Below are 18,671 nucleotides of genomic sequence, written 5' to 3'. Positions count from 1 at the left end.
AATTAGGTAAAAGCCTAAAAAGCCATTGTCTGGCGGGGCTCCCCTGCCAGGCATCCCCTTTACTATAGTAATTTATCCCGCACCTGCCTTCATTAAATAGTCTTTAAGATAATATCTGTATGAATCAATGACATATAGAATCACTTTTCTTTGAATAGGGGTGACCATGACTTTTGCGGGAAAAATAATTTCTTCTATCTCTGGGCGCTTGGCATTGATGGGTGGGCTTATTGTTGTTGTTTTTGGCTTTCTAGGCTGGTTTACCTATAGTGAAAACACTCAGATTAGCCATAAGCTAGACCATGAAGCTGCCATTAACGTGCAGAATGAAAATATTATTGGCATGCAAACTGCAGCACTTGAATTGCTGCTAACCGCAATGGATAGCCTTATTGATAATGCGGAAGGTGAGGTAAGCCCGGAGCGGCAAGCTGTTGCTGTTGCATCCATCAATACCCTTCGTGAAAATGCAGTGGCTGTTCGAAAAAGCATTCTATTTAACCTACTCCACCAAGAGCTTGACATTATTGATAAAGCTATTGAAAATCTAAACCAGACCGTTGCAATAGATCTTTATCAAGCCTTTAAAGACAAAGCGCCACCATCTGTTTTTGAGCAATTTGATACCGACATTGATGAAAGTGGTGAAGCCTTGCAGGCTACGCTTGATATTGCCGTCACTAAAGTCCGATTAGAACTGAAAAAATCGCTACAAGATAGCAAACAAGCCCTTGATGCTACAAACTCAACGGTTTTGGTGATTGTTTTTACGGCCATAATTGGTATCACGATTATATTCTTTCTTTTTACAAGAGGCATTACAGCCCCACTGGGTGACATAGTTTCTTCTATGCTAAAGCTGTCTGAGGGCGATAGAAATATCGCCGCAGTAAACACACGGTTGGTGGAAATTGGCCGTATGGCCAGAGCATTACAGGTTTTTAAAAACAATGCAGAAGAAAACGAAAAACTTCAGACACAAGCCGAACAAGAAAGACGCGAGCGCACTGAACAGGAAGAGACACACCGTTTAGAAAGTGCTGCACAAGAACGGGAAGCAAACGAACGCACACTGTATGAGCAACAAGAAGCCGAACGCAAAAAAGCCGAAGACCGCCTGGCGCTCGCCAATGACTTTGAAGCCAGTGTTCGCGGTATTATCAGTAGCGTAGCAGCAGCTGCAAAGCAGCTCAATGGATCTGCAGAAAACCTTACAGAAGTAGCGGAAGATACAAAACGCGAAACAGAAACCGCGCGCGAGGCTACCACACAAGCAAATACAAATGTGCAAGCAGTTGCTGGCGCGACCGAGGAAATGTCTGCTTCTGTTAGCGAAATTAGCCAACAAGTAAGCCATGCAGCCGCTATCTCAAGTGGAGCTGTAACAACTGCCGAGGAAACCAACAAACAGGTAGGGGCATTATCTGATGCAGCCCTTAAAATTGGTGAAGTGATTAAGCTAATTACCGACATTGCCGCCCAAACCAACCTGCTTGCCCTTAATGCCACCATTGAAGCCGCACGCGCCGGTGAAGCCGGACGCGGGTTTGCTGTCGTTGCAAGCGAAGTAAAAAATCTTGCATCCCAAACCGCAAAGGCTACCGAAGGCATTACAGAACAGATCACCGCCATTCAGGATCAGACCAAAACCGCCGTAGGATCGGTAAACGGTATTAAGGATGTGATTGCCAATATCAGCCAGATTTCCACCTCTATTGCGTCGGCTGTGGAAGAACAAGCCGCAGCAACACAGGAAATTAGCAGAAATGTTTCGATGGCTTCAGGTGGCACCCAGTCAATCAGTGAAAGTGTGAATGTAGTGAATACAAAATCGACCGAAGTGGGCAGCGCTGCCAATCAGGTTTTAACAGCATCTTCAGCCTTAATGTCACAGTCAGATGAACTCAGCATGCAAGTAGAACAGTTCCTGAAACGCCTACGGCAATAAGCATTGATCACATATTATTTCACTATTAAAGCTCTTGAGATATGACAAGTGCACTACATGCCCAAAATTGACTAATGGTTTGCAGAAAATATACGTTTAATGGGATGCTGTATCTTGTAATTTTATTATCCTCTACCATATAGAATAACGTAATCTATTGCGGTTACACTTCAGCGGCAAATGATTGCTGCACCCATGAAAGAGACATTCCATGTCCTTCAAAGACCTTTCAAAACCTGCTAAAACTTCTACTCCCGCACAGAAGCCTGCTGTTGCACCTGCAAAAACTGCAGAAACTACGGCTACTAAAGACACGCCTAAAAAATAAGTCATAAGCGTGTTTCTTTAGAGGGGATAAGCCCTTCTCCTGATCCAGCGAACAAACAAGAGCGGTGCTCAACACGCCGCCCCTAAAGAGATGATGCTATTGATTAGCAAGCAAGACTTGCATCTTCTCCTTCTAATAAGGAAAGATCATGACTAAACTACCCCTGCTGCGCACTATCATAGCATCCCTCTTTATATGCGGATTTTTAAGCGCACCTATCTTTGCTGCTGTAGCTGAAAAAGCTGCAAACGATATACCGCAAAATGCGCATGTAAAACGCTACGGCAACGGTTGGGAGTGTGACGAAAACTTTCAAAAAAGCGACGATGACAACACCTGTATAGCTGTCATTATCCCTGCAAACGCATACGCGACCAACAATAGCTACGGCAAAGCCTGGGATTGCAATCATGGGTATCGTAGTGTTGGTGATAACTGTTTTGCCATTGCCGTACCAGAAAACGGGTACCTGACAGAGACAAGTTATGGCACCGGTTGGGAATGTGGCAGAGGTTTTCGTATTGCTGACACCATATGCTCGAAAATTCTTGTGCCCGCCAATGGCCACCTCACGGAATCATCTTACGGCTCTGGTTGGGAATGTAACCGTGGTTATAATATTACAGATGACGACTGTATTGCCATCAAGACTCCGGCAAATGGCTACCTGACAGATACAACATATGGAACCGGCTGGGCGTGTAATCGTGGATTTAAAGCAACGGCAAATAGCTGTATCGCTGTTAAAGTACCGGAAAATGGCTACCTGTCACCCACATCGTCTGATCTCGGGTGGGCCTGCGAGCGCGGTTTTAAAATGAACGGTGAAGCTTGTGAACCTATCCACGTCCCTAAAAATGCCTATTTTGTCGAAGCATCTTATGGTCAGGGCTGGAAATGTAATAGAGGCTACCGCGACGATAACAATGGTTGTGTTGCAGTTGATATCCCCGAAAATGCCCACCTTGATTATACTGGTAATAACTGGACCTGTAATAAACCCTATGAGCGGCAGCAAAACAGGTGTGAAAAACCAGGGTAATCTACTCATCCCCCTAAACCCTGATTTCACCTTTTATTTTACGGCCCATGAGGCCCTACAGGCTGGAGCCTTCCATGAATAGACCGGATAAAAAAATAACGGATATGCACTCTGGGCATATTAACATAAGCCGTAAGCCCGGCGCTGATAAACAGCTAATATGGAACATTCCTAAAGAGCGTTTATGCCTACGGTGCAAAGTTACCTTTCACAGTGATTGGTCTGGCGAACGTATTTGCTCGCGCTGTAAAAGTTCTGGCGTCTGGAAAAGCGGGTCGCAGTTTTAAACCCCGTTATATTGCAAATATCTTACCTGTTTAAAGGCACTAGTCATCAAATAATTGATGCCCATGATCATACATAACCTGAATGGCAGCAGTAACAATTTCTTCGGAAAAATGCGTACCTTTCATATCATATAGAATTGCAATAACACCTTCAAGCTTCATGGGCTTCCGGTATGTTCGTTTGCTAGTGAGCGCAGAAATAACATCAGCCACCCCCACTATCTGACCTCCCATAGAAAGGTAGGGTTGTGACAGCCCTAAAGGATAGCCCGATCCATCAAGCCTTTCGTGATGCTCAGATATAAATTTGGCCGCTTCCCGGTCCAGCTTTACATTTTGCATCAGTGTTAAACCCTGAATCACATGTGTTTTCACCAGATTATATTCTTCATCCGATAACTTGCCCGGTTTTGACAAGATTTCTTTCGGAATAGCCTGTTTTCCAACATCATGCAGGAAAGCCGCCACCCTAATAGATTTGGCTATATTTTTTGGTACACTCAACGCTGATGCAATATTACTCGCTAATTCAGCAGTTTCACGGCAATGCTCCTTGGTAAAAGGATCATTCAAGCCAATCATATCCAGCGCAAAATCCACGAATATATCTTCGGTTACAACAACCGACATTCTTCAACCCCCCAAGGTTAGGTTTACGTGTCCATTTCATGATATGTGGCAAATAGTTATTTAAAGGTAAATAGACGCCTAACCACATCTAGGCGCCTATGTAGACAGGGTTCACGATAGTTATCTTTGTAACCAGTTTATCGCGCCTTCAGCGGCCTGTTTACCTTGTGCAAGGCAGGCCGTAATCAGATAGCCACCCGTTGGGGCTTCCCAGTCCAGCATTTCACCGGCACAGAATATACCCGGCACACTTTTAAGCATCAGGTTGCTGTCTACCGCACTGAACGAAACACCCCCAGCCACGCTAATGGCCTCTGCCACTGGACGCGGGCTTATAACCGGTAGAGATATAGATTTAATGGCCATAGCCAAGCGGTTTGGGTCTGCTATATCGTCTGCCCCCACACACTCGCGCACTAAACCGGCTTTAACCCCTGCCAAGCCCGTTACGCGCTTCAGATGCGTTGCAAAAGATTTTTTGCCTTTTGGTTTGGCCAGATCTGCCTTTAAACGCTCAATCGTTCTACCTGGCACCAAATCCAGTTGCAGGTCTGAGTTTTGGCCTTCCGACAATCGATCACGGATAAGTGCCGCAAGGCCGTAGACAGCACTTCCCTCTATGCCGTATTTACTAATGACAAAATCACCCTGCACCCGTTGCTCACCTACAGAGAGAATAATGTTTTTAACTGGTGTGCCAGCAAATTTCTCTATGAAATAAGGGCTCCAGTGGCAATTAAAGCCGCAATTGGCAGGGCGAAACGGGGCTATCTCCACCCCTTTTTCAGTCAGGTATTTTTGCCAGCTACCGTCAGCCCCTAAGCGCGGCCAGCTTGTACCACCCAGCGCCAGTATAACCGCTTTTGCTTTTACCGCGACCAACCCCTCAGGGGCTGTAAATAATAACGTTCCGGCTTCACCCCACCCTGTCCAGCGGTGGCGGGGCCTAAGTATAACCCCTGCACCAGAAAGCCGCGCAAGCCATGCCCGCAGCAAAGGGGAAGCCTTCATCACACGCGGAAAAACACGCCGCGATGACCCTGTAAAGGTTTCAGCTCCCAGTCCGTCAGCCCATGTACGCACCTGATCTGGTGTAAAGGCTTCAAGTGCAGGCCTGATACTTTCCGCGCGTTCCCCGTACCGGGTAACAAAGGTGTTGAGCGCTTCAATGTATGTAATATTGAGGCCTGATTTTCCTGCCATTAAAAGTTTGCGTGCCGGTGTTGGCATCGCATCAAAAACAACAGCCTTTAGGCCTTTTTCTGCCAGCACTTCTGCCGCCATAAGGCCCGCAGGGCCAGCCCCTATAATGGCAACATCAAGCATTTCAGTTGTCTCTTGGGGCATCACATTTTCTCTAAGGCTTCATATCGGCGCACCCTAGCGAGTTCAACGGCGCTAGACAAGAGCATTGCCTTTATGGTTTCCGGCACCACGCCAGAACAGTTCTAGACATTATTCCTGTTTTCGCTATAGCCTTCCTGAGTGACTAAAAAAGGGAATATCATGACAAAATGCCTGCGGCCCATCCCCTTGAATATTTTCTGGCATTTAATACGCCCGAACCCGGCGCTCGTGAACCATTCACCCGCCTATTATGCCCTGTTAGTGCAACAAAAATCAGCCATTTTCCTTTTCTTTCTGTTTTTGGTGCGGCTCCCGCTTCTCGCTTTCATGCCACTTGCAATTTTTATATGGGCGCTTCATTGGCGGCGCCAAAAAGCTGCAGGCCTCATAGGCCTTATAAAGCGCCAATTCTGGTGTGACTATCTCACCCACCTTAAAAATGCGGTTTTATACGGTATTTTGCCTTCTGAATATTATTATTACGATCTGGAAAGCGGCGACTACAGCCCCGCCCTTTATACCCGTAAGTATGAAACCAAAGGCATGCACCTACTCCTGAACAGTGGGTCTGGGCAGGACATTCAAAAACTCAAGAACAAGGAACGCTTTACAAGCGTATGCAGCGAAGCGGGTATTGCTGCAGCCAGCATTTCTTTTGTGCTAGACCACAGCCCCTTGCCCGAAACATTACCAAAATCCAGTTTATTCATTAAACCCCGTGAGGGCATTAGCGGCCAAAACACGCACTGCTTTGAATATAGTAACGAGCTCTACAAAAATAAAAAAGATGGTACCGAATATAATGAAGCGGCTTTCAGGGAAGAGCTAACACAGCTTGGCACAAATAGGCCCTATCTTATTCAACCTTTGCTTACTAACTGTGAAGCTCTTAAAATACTGTCTCCCGGCGGCCTTGCAACAGTGCGGGTAGTAACAGCTAGAACAACAGACGGTACATACCAGATAACAGACGCAGTTTTGCGCATGTCCGGTAGCCCGGAGAATATAACCGACAACTTTAACGGCGGTAATATTGCGGCCCCCATAGACCCTGAAACCGGCCTGCTCGGCGCTGGTGTCTATAACAATAGGGTAGGTAGTTTGAAGGATGATGTAGCCACACACCACCCCTATACAAAGGCCCCCATTAAAGGTACCTGCATCCCCGAATGGAAACAGGTTCAGGCATTTTGCCTCCATGCCCATGAAGCCGGCTTTAGCGAGTTTGTGCATATAGGCTGGGATGTGGCAATTACAGAAACGGGCATCATGATGATCGAAGGTAACTGGAACCCGGGTTTTGCCATGCTCCAGCGGTTAAGTGGCACACCTCTTGGCGCAAGTGCCCTAGGTGCCGTTTTAAATGATCATTTTAAAGAACACCTGAAAGCCGGGACACCGCTTAATGGGGTGGTATAACCTTAAGCGGCTTCCCGTTCCGTTTCAGTATCTGCTGGCGCAGATTTTTCTTCTGCGCCGCGGCGGGTAAGTGCCCTATTAACAGGGTCTTTCAGGCGCTTGAACGGGCCAACATAGGCATCAAAAACAGACGTTGGCACTTCCCAATTTTCGCCCTTTAAGCCCAACTTAAACTGCTCGCGCTCTTTTGGCACATAAAGGGTACCAAACATCCAGTCCCATACCGCAAGCTTAAGGCCCATGTTTTTATCAAGGTGGCGTTCTTCGCTGGAATGATGAATTTGGTGCTGTGCCGGGCTGATAAAAATATGATTTAAAACCCGGCCGTATGATATCCAGACGTGGGAATGACCAAGACTGCTGCCAAGCATGTTTATAAAAAGTTGCAACGCGTTCGAGCCCAGAATTTCCACTACAGTCAGCTCCCCCGGGAATATAAGTAAAAACACGCCTGTTACTACAAAACGCATCGCCAGCGTGCACAGGGCTGCCATAATACGATCAACCGGGTGGGCGCGGTAATTTGTGATCGGCGTTAGCACCCCCGCCGAATGGTGCAGCCGGTGAAATTGCCACAAAAACGGCACAAAATGCTCTAGGTAATGGGCGATAAACTTACCAAAATCATAGGCTATCGCCAAAACTGCTGTATAAAAAATCGTAATCAGGAAATTATTGTCGCTAATGCCTTCATAAAATGGCACAGCTTTATTGACCGCAAGTCCCAGAAGAACCAGCCCCAAAGCATGCATCCCGGTAATAAAGACCCGATCAAACAGGAAATATTTATAATCAAACCGGGCAGAGGGATGTAGAAAAACCTGTTTCGGGAAGCAATATTTTACAAAATTAAAGGTGGCTGTACCTTTCTTTATCTCGTATGCCCATGCTGCAAGTACAAAAGCAAGCGTAGATAAAAGGTACGGCGCCTCTGTCAGCCGTTTAGCAGCCCCAAGCATTCTATCTGCAATGAAAATAATCTGTTCCATAGCTGCCCTTATAAACAATTTCGCATACTATGCCGAGTATTGATTATTCCCCGGTTTGTCAATTCACCTAATCTGCAAAACCGAGGCAATCTAGGCGGGGTAATAGGGAGAGTTCTTTGCGAAGGCTTGGCAGTTAGATGAAAGAAATACGACATAACTGTCATACATACGGTTTTTCGAGGTGTTGCCCGTCTATTCAGTATGAAAAGGGAGATAGGTTATGAAGTTTTCTAAAATACTACTGGCAAGCTTTTTTATAGCAGGCTTGCAACCAGCAAGTGCGGGCGACGCCATCACAGTGAACTGGTACCACGGCAAAGAATTTCTTTATCCGGTTGTGCAGGCGTTTACCCACGACACCGGCATAAAAGTAACGGTTACAAATTCAGATGATGCGTTCGACACAGACGTGATGTTTGTGCCTGATTTTTCGACGCTAGAACGTGTTGAAAACGAGCAGTTTTCCAACATTCAATCGCCAGAACGTGACGCCCGTGTGCCCGTGCAGTGGCGTGATGAAAAAGGCCTTTGGTATGGTGTTGTTGTTCGACTACGCGGCATTGCCTACAATGCCGACAAAATAAGCGCGGATAAGCTTACCTCTGTTTACGGGCTGATGGACCCTGCTCTCAAGGGCCGTATATGCCTTCTCGAAGGTAGCTACAAATCAAACCGGTCTTTTCTTGCAACCCTGATTGTAGAAGACGGTGAAGAGAAAGCCCGTGCGTGGGCAAAAGCTGTTCGTGAAAATGCCGAAACCAAGCGGGTTTACGATAACGATATGGATAATATCAGCCATATCGCAAACGGCGAATGTGATGTCGCGCTTTTGGATAACTATTATTATCACTATATGCGCGAGGGCAAACGCACCAGCAAATATAACATTCCCGATAGTTACACTGAGCAAATGCCAGAACTTACATCAAAAGTAAGTGTTATTTGGCCAGAGCAGGCAACACGCGGCACAGCAGCTAACGTAACCGCAGTCGCCGTTTCCAAAACAACAGAAAACCGCGAGGCCGCCCTTAAATTTGTAGACTTTATCTTGTCTGACAAAGGCCAGGAACTGATGGCTGAGAATGTTTTTAAATACCCTGTCGTACCGGGTGTTGAATGGCCACAGCGATTGAAAGATATGGGCCGCCCCAAAATTAGCGACCTAAACCTGAATAAATTGCGCGGGAAAATTCAGATAGCTGATAAAATTTATTCCGAGACAGGCTGGGAATAAAGAACCACATCCATAATCCCCAAACTTATAAGTGCCGGATTTTCCGGCACTTTTTTTATGCCCGCTCTTTCTTTACAAATACCTCTATAAAATATGTTTAACCAAATTGTAAATTGCCCTATCCCAATGGAAAAGCCTGCTGGTGTATTTTGAGCCACCCTATCAAAAGGGCATCCATAACATGCCTAAGCAAGTCCTCAAGGCAGGTACACAATGCCTTTGACAAAAAAGGTAAGGGAGAAGAAATGTGTATAGATTAACCGGCAAACATACAGCCTGCGCTACAGCAATTAGCCTATGCCTTGGAGCATTTACCGCTCAAACGGCGACTGCGCAGACAGCAGCAGATAGTGATGAAATTTTTGACGAAATTATCGTAACCGCTCTCAAGCGCTCCACTTCATTACAGGAAACACCAGCAGCCATTAGTGCTATTTCCAGTGAAACACTGAGAAGCATGGGTGCAACAGGTCTGGATGATGTCTTCCGTTTTGTACCCGGTCTTGTCGTGCAAGAAGGCGAAACCGGCGGCGGCCGAGGCAGACTTTCTGTACGCGGCATTAGAAGCCAAGGCGAAGCAACACTTGGCCTATATTATGATGAAACTCCTATTATCGGCTCAAACGGCACCAGCTCTGACCCCGGTGGTCGTACCGGCGACCTGAATCTTTTTGATATCGAACGGGTTGAAGTGCTGCGCGGCCCACAAGGCACCCTATACGGCGCCAGTTCCATGGGCGGTGCTATTCGTATTCTGTTTAACAAGCCAAACTTCGAAGAGTATGAAGGCGAAGTGCTCGGCCAAATGACAGACACCAAAGGCGGCGGTTTTGGGTATGCTGTGAAGGGCATGGTGAATGTACCCTTCAACGAAAAGTTTGCAGCCCGTCTGGTTCTCAGCACACAGGACACAGATGGCTATGTCGATAATGTCACGCTTGGGCGCGATAACGTGAACGATTCCGAGCAGCAAGGCGGCAGGTTAATACTGGGTTTCAAACCATCAGACACGGTAAATTTTACCTTGACCGGTGTTTTCCAGAAATCAACGCTGGATGGCTCAGCCTATTTTGATGAGACCTTAGGCTTTTATAACAGTAACGACCCTGTGCTTTTGTCATACGAAGAAAACTTCAAAATGATCAGCGGCGTTCTGGACTGGGATCTGGGCTTTGCTACGCTGACATCCTCAACGGGGTGGCAAAAATCAAAAACCAACAGAACAGTAGATGCAACAGCTACAGTTAACACATCCATTTCGTTTCCAACAACACCGTGCCGCATCTATTTTGGCCTAACATCCCCTGACAGCTGTACGGCAGATCAGATTGATGAATACACAGCTTATGCCGAAACTCGCACACCCGGGTTTTTCTATGCCGTACTTGATAACGAAGTGTTCACGCAGGAAATAAGGCTATCGTCCAATGACAGTGGCCCCTTTCAGTGGACCGTTGGTGGATACTATGAAAAACGCGACGACCACATCGACAGCTATGTTGTAACAGCTGACGCTGAAACAGGTGAGCTGATTACACCCATTGATGTAACTGGTCTTCGCTACATTCAAAATGATGTGAAGCAAACCGCTCTGTTTGCAGAAGCAAGCTATGAAGTTATAGAAGACCTAACCCTAACAGCAGGCATACGGCGCTATAATTATAAAAAGACAATTTCAGGTGAAGTTTTAATCCCGAGTGCACCTACATTTCAGGCACCAGGTGACTATAGTTCAGTAGATGCTGATGCCTCTGGCTGGGTAACCAAATACGGCGCTGACTATAAAATCAATGACGACATTATGGTGTATGCAACTATCGCTGAAGGCTTTCGTCCCGGCGGTGTGAACAACACCCCTAATTTGCCAACAAACCTTGAAATATATGATGCAGATAGCCTGTGGAACTATGAAATCGGTCTAAAAACATCGTGGTTCGATAATAAGCTGATTTTCAATACCAGCCTGTTCCGCACAGACTGGAAAAACATGCAAATTACCGGATCCACCCCCGATAACGTATTCCGGTATCTCACCAACGCAGGCTCTGCCCGTGTTGAAGGGATAGAATTTGACGCCATGCTGCGCCCAACAAGCGGCCTGACATTTACAGCGACATTTGCCTACCTCGACGCTTACCTGACAGAAGACCAGTCTAACGAGAATGTTCTGGTGGTATCCAGCACTGGCTTGAAAGGCGATAAAATACCGTATGTACCAGAATATACGGCATCTCTTTCTGCAGAATATATCACGCCTGTCACAGACACCCTTAATGCGATTGCCAGGCTTGATTATTCGTATACAGGCGAATCTGCCAATGGCTTTAGGCCAACATACCTCTACTATGCCACTTTTGGTGATTATAGCATGATTAATGCACGCCTCGGCCTGGAGGCCGCTGACTGGAAGGTGTCCCTGTTTGCCCGTAATCTGATGAACAGTAAGGGCATCACCAATAACGGCGGCGCGGGTACACTTATTGCGCTCACACCGCGCACAATCGGCATTAACTTAGGCTATAGCTTCTAAAAAAGCCTTCAATAAAACGATACCTACGGCCCGGCTTTTGTCGGGCCGTTTTTTATGGCCATCACACCAGCAAACCGGTTTGGTAAAAAACCTTACCAAACTGTTGGGCACCACCTGTTGCATATATGGCAATTGTAAGCGAAGTTTATAGAAACTAGTATGCTTGTGCTTACTATATCAGTCGGGGGAATTGGAATGGAATTGCGTTTACGGAAACATCTTATTAGGGCAATGGCGGCTTTTTGCATGGTTGGGAGCCCTGCTTTAGCTGAAACAACACAGCACCTGGAAACAGCAGGCCTTGTAGCCCCTGTTGAAATCCTCAAGGACAAATGGGGTATTTCGCACATTTATGCACAAAATCAAGCCGATCTGTTTTTTGCCCAAGGGTATAGTGCTGCACGCGACAGGCTGTTCCAGTTTGAAATATGGCGCAGGCGTGCTTTGGGCCTAATGGCCGAAATTCAGGGCGAAAAAGCTCTCCAGCATGATATTGGCGCCCGGCTCCTAAAATTCAGGGGTGATATGGATGCCGAAATGCAGCATTACCATAAAGACGGAAAAGAAATTATCACATCGTTTGTTCGCGGTGTGAATGCCTACATTGAAGAAACCCGCAAAAACCCTGACTTGCTGCCTGTTGAATTTCAGCTTCTTGGCATCACCCCCGGTTACTGGACACCCGAAGTGGTTATATCGCGCCATAATGCGCTAACCGGCGGTGCCTCGCAGGAGGTAATGCTATCTGCCCTTGTTGACATGACCGGTCCAGACGCTACCGAAGCCCTATTCCCTTTTACAGAAAAAGCATATCTCAAGGCATTCGACGGCGTAGACCTGTCTGATATTCGCAATAACCTGATGGACCTTTATACAGCATCGCGTACGCCGCCCGCATTTGATAAAGACGATCTGGCGGCTAATAACATCACAGATAGCAGCGCTGTAAATTTCGCAAGCCTGAATAACCACAACCAAAGCCCGCCGAATGTGATGGAAGAGATGAACACAATCGGCAGTAACAACTGGCTTATTGCAGGCTCAAAAACCAAAAGCGGCTTTCCCATAATGGCAAATGACCCACACCGGTCTATCACTATGCCGTCGCTCCGCTACTGGGCGCACCTTGTCGCCCCCGGTTGGAATGTGATCGGTGGCGGCGAGCCAGTTCTGCCCGGTATATCCATTGGGCATAATGAATACGGCGCATGGGGGCTTACCATCTTCCGGATCGACCAAGAAGACCTGTACGTTTACGAAACAAACCCTGAAAACCCGAATGAATACCGCTATGAAGGCAAATGGGAAGCCATGGAAACTGTCAGTGAAACAATTCCTGTGCGCGGGGCAGCCCCAGTTACCGTTACCCTAAAGTATACAAGACACGGCCCTGTATTAATGGAAAAAACAGAAGGCCATAAAGCCTTTGCCCTTCGCGCCGCTTGGCTGGAAACTGGCACCGCGCCCTATCTCGCAAGCCTCAGGATGGATCAGGCAGATAGCTGGCAGGCATTCCGGGAAGCCTGCTCCTATAGCGGCTTACCGGGCGAAAATATGATCTGGGCGGACAAAGAAGGTAATATTGGCTGGCAAACAGTTGGCATTGCACCGCTTCGGGTTGGTTGGAATGGGCTTTTACCTGTAACCGGTGATGGCCGCTATGAATGGGCCGGCTTTGCGCCCATCAAGTCCATGCCGCATATGTTAAACCCTGAAAATGGGTATTTCCAAACAGCAAACCAAGTGAATGTGCCTGAAGGCTACCCCAATATTTATAGCCCACTTGGCGCAGACCCATTCCGCTTTGACCGCATTGGCGAACTGCTAGCAAGCAGAAACGATATGACAATTGAGGATTCCAAGACCATTCAGTTTGATGAACTTGCTATCCCGGCACGTATTCTTGTACCCCTGTTTAAATCTATCCAGCTTAATGACCCAAAAGCAGAAGAAGCCCGCCAAATGCTTCTGGCATGGGATTATAGAATGTCGGCAAACTCTGTTGCGGCAAACATCTATGCTGCATTTGAAAATGCCCTGCGTACCGCTATGCGTAACAGCCTTGTTCCTGAGGAAGCTTACCCCTATTTAACCAGCCTGCCGCTTACACAGGTGGTCAAATGGGCAACAGCCCCTGAAACCGCACCGGACGGCCTGTTCAGCGGTAAAGCTGAAGCGGCTAGAGACACGCTGTTGACAAGCAGTCTAAAAAGCGCCGTAAACACCCTCACAGAGAAATTGGGGCCAGATACAACACAGTGGCAGTACGGTAATGAAAAACAGCATTACAGCAAAATAATGCACCCGCTCAGCAAGATTGTTCCTGAACTAGCCGATAAATTTGATGTTGGTGGTGACCCTAAAGGCGGCAGCAGTAGTACTGTTAACCTCAGTGTTGGATCGCCCTATCATATCGCCGGGCCAAGCCTGCGGATCATTGCTGACACCAGCGACTGGGATAAAACCGTTGGCACAAATACACCCGGACAATCAGGAAACCCGGATAGCCCCTTTTATGATAACCTCTACGAAGGCTGGTTAAATGGCGACTATTTCCCTGCCTATTACAGCCGGGAAAAAATTGAAGCATCAACGCAAGAGAAAATCCTGTTAAAACCAGAGTGAGCTTTCCTATAAAAAGCTTATGCAAACACCAGACAGGCCGCTATAGTGCGGCCTTTCTTTTAACTAAACTGTGTAGTGTTTACCCGTTATGTCAGATAAATTTGTTGAGCCACCCCATTATGACCCGCCTATGGATCCCTATCTTGAGGTCCTGTATGTTGACGAGGATATACTGGTTCTCAACAAGCCTAGCGGGCTTTTGTCTGTTGAGGGCCGACCAGAACACCACAAAGACTGCCTTATACGGCGGGCAAGGGAACAATATCCTTCTGCCACTGTTGTACACCGGCTAGACCGTGACACATCTGGCGTTATTGTAATGGCCCTGAATATGGAAAGCCACCGCCATATCAGCAAACAATTTGAAAAACGCGAAACATCTAAAACCTATATCGCCCGGCTCAGCGGCCTTATTAGCGGTGATAAAGGCACAGTGAACCTACCCCTTAAAATAGACTGGCCCAACAGACCCCGTCAAAAGGTGGATTTTGAACTGGGCCGCGAGGCTATTACCCACTGGGAAGTGGCTGAACGAGAAGAAAGCGCGAATGCCACACGGGTCGTTTTTTACCCTATAACGGGCAGGTCACACCAGCTACGTGTCCATGCCCTAGAGCTTGGCCACCCGATCATGGGCGATAGTATTTACGGCGATGAAAAAGCGGCTGACCGCCTGCACTTACATGCAGCAGAACTAAGCCTGTTTCATCCGGTAAGCGGCGAACGCTTAACCTTCAAGGCACCCGCGCCGTTTTAAGGTCGTACTGATGTCAGATATGGCTACTGATGGTAGTGGCAATATTGTAGGCCGCACAGCTATTTAAGGGCACAGCAATCGCCGTGTCTTTCAGGGCAGTTACGGCCATATCAGCCAATATTTCCGGGTCATATACTTCACTCGACATCACCCCAACACGCGGCAGATACGCAACATTCTTATGCTGGTCGGGCTGGGTTGCTGTTGCGCAAACACGGCAGCCTGCAGCAAGTGCCTCAAGCACAGTAGCACCAGCAGCCCCCAAAAACACCTTGGACGCCCCCAGCAGCGAAGGCATGTCTGCTGCTCGTATCAGATGCACAGAAGATTCTGCACGCACGAGCGCATCTAGCGCTGAAATGGGCTCCACATAGTCAGGCACAGGCAGGAAAACCGGCATATCCGTGCGCTCAAGCAGTGCCTTTATAACCGGCAGGGCCAATGTGCCATTATCTGTGCCACCAAAGCTGACAACAATACCTTTTCGGTCACGCTCTGATTTGGCTGCCCTGAAAAACCGCTGGTCCACCAACGTGAAATCAGATCCTAAAAATGCACGCCCGATTGTGTAGGCGCTGTAATCCAGCCCATGAGCATACAGGTTTGGGTTCACAAGATAATCACAGACTACAGGCCGTTCCGCCAAGTCATCAATCACAAGGCTAACGCGAGATGCACAGCAAATTTTGTTAATTTCTAAAGCTGACTGAGAGCAGGTATCAATCACGACAAGATCGTCACTCAGGTCCGTAGGCATATCAAGCCTTGCCTCAAAACCAAGTGCTTCCACAAGGGACTTGCCTTCCATACTTGATAAAACAACAGTAATATCAAAGCCCTGCACCTCTAGAGCTGCAGCAAGTGTTAGTGTGCGCCTTACCCGCCCCAAACCAGACGTCTGACCACACTCAATAATGACAGTTGCACGAGCCACTAAGGCGCTCCATATATTTCTGTTGAATACCCAATCATTCAGCACAAACTGCCATGCACACTATATGCCAGACTGTTAAACTTATACGGTTATCATTTGTAAATGGCAAAAGTTAATATGTGGTAACAAGGCTTTACCGAAAAAAGAAACGCTTGAATAACGCATTACGGAGGACCTAAAGAGGTATTTGTATAGCCGTTTCGCCCTGCTCAAGCATAAAAACAGTCGCCATAAGGGCAATCTTGCCCATATCTTCTGTAACCGACCCTACTTCGCGGGCATGCATATAACCCGACAGGATAGACGCTGCCTGTGGCCGGCGCATTTCTATTTCACCCAGCATATTTGCCACCAGTATATAATTTTCTTCTGTCACATCAAACGTACCATTTAAAAAAGGCTTTTCGTCTTTCAGAACAGTGACCTCAAGTGTGTGCATGCTATCTCCTTGTTTCTAAAAAGGGAGTAACAGGATGGGGTAAAGTTGGCAATATACACTTAAACAAGCCCTAAAACTGAGACCTTCCTGCAACAGTTACAGAATTCTCACGCAATTGTAACGCATTCTCACTAGACTCTTTATTCGAGGTAATTATGGTAAATTGGCCTGATTAAGACAATTTGACGGCATGGGTAGACTATCAGACTGCGACTAATTGACTTGGTTTCGACGCGTGCATAACTGACCGGTACCATTCAAGACTCGCTGCAATTTAAGGAGCCAACAAATGGCAAACGGTACAGTAAAGTGGTTTAATGCAACAAAAGGTTACGGCTTTATCAAACCTGAACAGGGCGGCGATGACATATTCGTACATATTTCTGCCGTTGAAGCAGCCGGACTTACAAGCCTGAATGATGATCAGCCAATTTCATACGATCTGGTGGAAGACCGCCGTGGCCGTATGTCCGCTGGCAATTTAGCGCTGCGCTAATAACGGGTTAACAATTTGAGCAATTAACAGGAGCGGTTTGCCGCTCCTTTTTTATTTCGGCTGGCACATATATAATAAATATATCATGATGCGACCTACACTCCTAAAACAGTAGCAGGCCGTATGCAGCAAACAGACAGTGACAGCAAAACCACCTCCGTCAAAGATGTTGAACAATTAGGCACCTTCGCTGCTATTGCCAGCCTTTCGTATGTTTTCTGGATATGCGGCGGCATGGAAATGGTCGAGCGTCTAGCTTTCTACGGCGTCAGGTCACTTGCTGGTATTTACGGCACAGATTCAGTGAAAGACGGCGGCCTCGGGCTAGTCGGTGCTGAAATCGGCACAATTTTAAGTGTCTGGTATTTTGCACAAGGTATAATTCCGGTGTTTACCGGCGGCCTCTCAGACCGGCTTGGATATAAAGAAACCATCTTTCTATCAACTGTCTTTAAAATTCTCGGTTATCTATTCATGGCTTGGTTCGCAAGTTTTTGGGGCTTTTTCGCCGGTGCCCTTGTTATCGCTTTAGGTACTGGTATCTTCAAACCCGGCATTCAAGGTACCATTGCCAAAGCAACAAACCGGAAAAACAGTTCTGTCGCATGGGGTATTTTTTATCAGACCGTTAATATTGGTGGCTTTCTTGGCCCTATGATGGCGGGTTATCTGCGGCAAACTGAATGGGATAATGTTTTTTACGCGTGTGCTGCCATCATTTCCCTGAATTTCCTTTTGTTGCTGACCTACAAAGAACCAGACAAGGAAGAGCGCCTAGCTCTGCGCGCTGAGAGAAAGGCCTCGGGCACAAAGAAACACAGCCTAATTACAGAAAGCTGGCGCGAATTAACTCGGCCTGTTGTGCTTATATATATGCTGTTGTTTACAGGTTTCTGGTTCATGCTTCTGATATACTGGGATCTGGGGCCGCTGTATTTTAGAGACTGGGTCGATACCAGCACGATTGTGCGTGATATCTGGGGCAGTGAAACACCTGGGGCCTTTGCACGTACATTCTTTGTTATGGACCATGCTGGCACCAAAATTATGCCAGAAGGTATCGTCAACATTAACGCAATGCTCATCATGGTTTTCTGTTTTCTGGTCGCGGGCTTCAGTGCAAAAATGAAAGCCGCGAACGCCATGGCCGTTGGTACATTCCTCGCAGCTTCCGCCCTTATCATGATTGGTGGTTTTAATGCCGCATGGGTTATGGTGATAGGAGTCGTTATCTTCTCGCTCGGGGAGATGTTATCCAGCCCCAAATGCCTTGAGTTTCTGGCCAACATCGCACCCTCTGATAAAAAAGCCATGTATCTGGGTTTTGCAAACCTGCCGTTTGCGCTCGGCGCCCTTATTGAAGGCTTCACCGGGCAATATTTTTACGGTAAATATGCCGCAATTGATCAGGTAGCACGGGACCATATGATACAGACCGGTACCCCAGTAACAGCGGCAAATGCCATTCCGGTGGGTGACGCTTTTGAAAGGTTGGTAACCCAAACAGGCATGCCCGCCAATGACCTTATGAATGAACTGTACGCACACTACAATATTGGCACCATGTTCTATATCATGGCCTTTATTGGTATCCTGTCTGCCATTGGCCTTTATTATTATGGCCGCTGGACATACAAATCAGCACAGCAAGAATAACCTTACAAAA

The 18,671-nt window shown here is 47.2% G+C and carries 15 protein-coding genes; 10 read left to right on the top strand and 5 right to left on the bottom strand.

The window, feature by feature from the left end:
- Positions 1–166 precede the first annotated feature (166 nt).
- The 3 genes from ICL80_RS04525 (at position 167) to ICL80_RS04515 (ending at position 3,605) form a co-directional block, all read left to right on the top strand.
- Positions 167–1,948: a methyl-accepting chemotaxis protein gene (locus ICL80_RS04525; RefSeq protein WP_194214923.1), complete on the top strand. Its 1,782-nt coding sequence runs from the start codon at positions 167–169 to the stop codon at positions 1,946–1,948.
- Positions 1,949–2,424: 476 nt separating this feature from the next.
- Positions 2,425–3,318, top strand: a complete 894-nt coding sequence (locus tag ICL80_RS04520) for a hypothetical protein (protein WP_194214922.1) — start codon at positions 2,425–2,427, stop codon at positions 3,316–3,318.
- Positions 3,319–3,392: 74 nt separating this feature from the next.
- Positions 3,393–3,605 (top strand): hypothetical protein, encoded by a 213-nt coding sequence (locus tag ICL80_RS04515; protein WP_194214921.1) that lies wholly within the window; start codon positions 3,393–3,395, stop codon positions 3,603–3,605.
- A gap of 39 nt (positions 3,606–3,644) precedes the next feature.
- Here ICL80_RS04515 and ICL80_RS04510 read toward each other — a convergent pair whose 3' ends face one another.
- Both ICL80_RS04510 and ICL80_RS04505 read right to left on the bottom strand, forming a co-directional pair.
- Positions 3,645–4,235 (bottom strand): HD-GYP domain-containing protein, encoded by a 591-nt coding sequence (locus ICL80_RS04510; RefSeq protein ID WP_194214920.1) that lies wholly within the window; start codon positions 4,233–4,235, stop codon positions 3,645–3,647.
- 120 nt (positions 4,236–4,355) lie between these two features.
- Entirely contained in the window at positions 4,356–5,582 is a 1,227-nt protein-coding gene (locus ICL80_RS04505) for a TIGR03862 family flavoprotein (protein ID WP_194214919.1), read from the bottom strand.
- A 159-nt stretch (positions 5,583–5,741) separates the two neighbouring features.
- Here ICL80_RS04505 and ICL80_RS04500 point away from each other — a divergent pair, with 159 nt between their 5' ends.
- Positions 5,742–7,001 (top strand): sugar-transfer associated ATP-grasp domain-containing protein, encoded by a 1,260-nt coding sequence (locus ICL80_RS04500; RefSeq protein ID WP_194214918.1) that lies wholly within the window; start codon positions 5,742–5,744, stop codon positions 6,999–7,001.
- Positions 7,002–7,003: 2 nt separating this feature from the next.
- On the opposite strand, the gene ICL80_RS04495 is transcribed toward ICL80_RS04500, so the two are convergent.
- Complete coding sequence (locus ICL80_RS04495) at positions 7,004–7,990, bottom strand: sterol desaturase family protein (protein WP_194214917.1); 987 nt, start codon at positions 7,988–7,990, stop codon at positions 7,004–7,006.
- A gap of 220 nt (positions 7,991–8,210) precedes the next feature.
- Here ICL80_RS04495 and ICL80_RS04490 point away from each other — a divergent pair, with 220 nt between their 5' ends.
- The 4 genes from ICL80_RS04490 to ICL80_RS04475 all read left to right on the top strand — a co-directional run bounded on the left by ICL80_RS04490 (position 8,211) and on the right by ICL80_RS04475 (position 15,136).
- Positions 8,211–9,224 (top strand): extracellular solute-binding protein, encoded by a 1,014-nt coding sequence (locus ICL80_RS04490; RefSeq protein WP_194214916.1) that lies wholly within the window; start codon positions 8,211–8,213, stop codon positions 9,222–9,224.
- A 247-nt stretch (positions 9,225–9,471) separates the two neighbouring features.
- On the top strand, positions 9,472–11,754 hold the full coding sequence (locus tag ICL80_RS04485; protein ID WP_194214915.1) for a TonB-dependent receptor: 2,283 nt from the start codon (positions 9,472–9,474) through the stop codon (positions 11,752–11,754).
- A gap of 195 nt (positions 11,755–11,949) precedes the next feature.
- A complete protein-coding gene (locus tag ICL80_RS04480; RefSeq protein ID WP_194214914.1) occupies positions 11,950–14,379 on the top strand; it encodes a penicillin acylase family protein in 2,430 nt (809 codons plus the stop codon).
- A gap of 88 nt (positions 14,380–14,467) precedes the next feature.
- Positions 14,468–15,136 carry a pseudouridine synthase gene (locus tag ICL80_RS04475; RefSeq protein ID WP_228073813.1) on the top strand — a complete coding sequence of 223 codons (669 nt, stop codon included), beginning with the start codon at positions 14,468–14,470 and terminating at the stop codon, positions 15,134–15,136.
- Between the two features lie 13 nt (positions 15,137–15,149).
- Here ICL80_RS04475 and ICL80_RS04470 read toward each other — a convergent pair whose 3' ends face one another.
- Together ICL80_RS04470 and ICL80_RS04465 are read right to left on the bottom strand one after the other, a co-directional pair.
- A complete protein-coding gene (locus tag ICL80_RS04470) occupies positions 15,150–16,070 on the bottom strand; it encodes a hypothetical protein (protein WP_194214913.1) in 921 nt (306 codons plus the stop codon).
- Positions 16,071–16,245: 175 nt separating this feature from the next.
- Entirely contained in the window at positions 16,246–16,509 is a 264-nt protein-coding gene (locus ICL80_RS04465; RefSeq protein ID WP_194214912.1) for a hypothetical protein, read from the bottom strand.
- A 289-nt stretch (positions 16,510–16,798) separates the two neighbouring features.
- Here ICL80_RS04465 and ICL80_RS04460 point away from each other — a divergent pair, with 289 nt between their 5' ends.
- Both ICL80_RS04460 and ICL80_RS04455 read left to right on the top strand, forming a co-directional pair.
- The gene (locus tag ICL80_RS04460) at positions 16,799–17,005 is read left to right on the top strand and encodes a cold-shock protein (protein WP_194214911.1); all 207 of its coding nucleotides are present in this window, start codon (positions 16,799–16,801) and stop codon (positions 17,003–17,005) included.
- Positions 17,006–17,128: 123 nt separating this feature from the next.
- Positions 17,129–18,661, top strand: coding sequence for an MFS transporter (locus ICL80_RS04455; RefSeq protein ID WP_194214910.1), 1,533 nt, complete (start codon positions 17,129–17,131; stop codon positions 18,659–18,661).
- Positions 18,662–18,671 lie beyond the last annotated feature (10 nt).

Source organism: Kordiimonas pumila (assembly GCF_015240255.1).
In the GTDB taxonomy this organism is placed as follows: domain Bacteria; phylum Pseudomonadota; class Alphaproteobacteria; order Sphingomonadales; family Kordiimonadaceae; genus Kordiimonas; species Kordiimonas pumila.
The sequence above is the reverse complement of the archived record's forward strand: the minus strand, read 5'-3'. Positions and strand labels throughout refer to the sequence as shown.

Excerpts from the sequence above, each read along its gene's own strand:
- ICL80_RS04525 (WP_194214923.1), top strand. The coding sequence starts at position 167 with ATGACTTTTGCGGGAAAAATAATTTCTTCTATCTCTGGGCGCTTGGCA.
- ICL80_RS04520 (WP_194214922.1), top strand. The coding sequence starts at position 2,425 with ATGACTAAACTACCCCTGCTGCGCACTATCATAGCATCCCTCTTTATA.
- ICL80_RS04515 (WP_194214921.1), top strand. The coding sequence starts at position 3,393 with ATGAATAGACCGGATAAAAAAATAACGGATATGCACTCTGGGCATATT.
- ICL80_RS04510 (WP_194214920.1), bottom strand. The coding sequence starts at position 4,235 with ATGTCGGTTGTTGTAACCGAAGATATATTCGTGGATTTTGCGCTGGAT.
- ICL80_RS04505 (WP_194214919.1), bottom strand. The coding sequence starts at position 5,582 with ATGCCCCAAGAGACAACTGAAATGCTTGATGTTGCCATTATAGGGGCT.
- ICL80_RS04500 (WP_194214918.1), top strand. The coding sequence starts at position 5,742 with ATGACAAAATGCCTGCGGCCCATCCCCTTGAATATTTTCTGGCATTTA.
- ICL80_RS04495 (WP_194214917.1), bottom strand. The coding sequence starts at position 7,990 with ATGGAACAGATTATTTTCATTGCAGATAGAATGCTTGGGGCTGCTAAA.
- ICL80_RS04490 (WP_194214916.1), top strand. The coding sequence starts at position 8,211 with ATGAAGTTTTCTAAAATACTACTGGCAAGCTTTTTTATAGCAGGCTTG.
- ICL80_RS04480 (WP_194214914.1), top strand. The coding sequence starts at position 11,950 with ATGGAATTGCGTTTACGGAAACATCTTATTAGGGCAATGGCGGCTTTT.
- ICL80_RS04475 (WP_228073813.1), top strand. The coding sequence starts at position 14,468 with ATGTCAGATAAATTTGTTGAGCCACCCCATTATGACCCGCCTATGGAT.
- ICL80_RS04465 (WP_194214912.1), bottom strand. The coding sequence starts at position 16,509 with ATGCACACACTTGAGGTCACTGTTCTGAAAGACGAAAAGCCTTTTTTA.
- ICL80_RS04460 (WP_194214911.1), top strand. The coding sequence starts at position 16,799 with ATGGCAAACGGTACAGTAAAGTGGTTTAATGCAACAAAAGGTTACGGC.
- ICL80_RS04455 (WP_194214910.1), top strand. The coding sequence starts at position 17,129 with ATGCAGCAAACAGACAGTGACAGCAAAACCACCTCCGTCAAAGATGTT.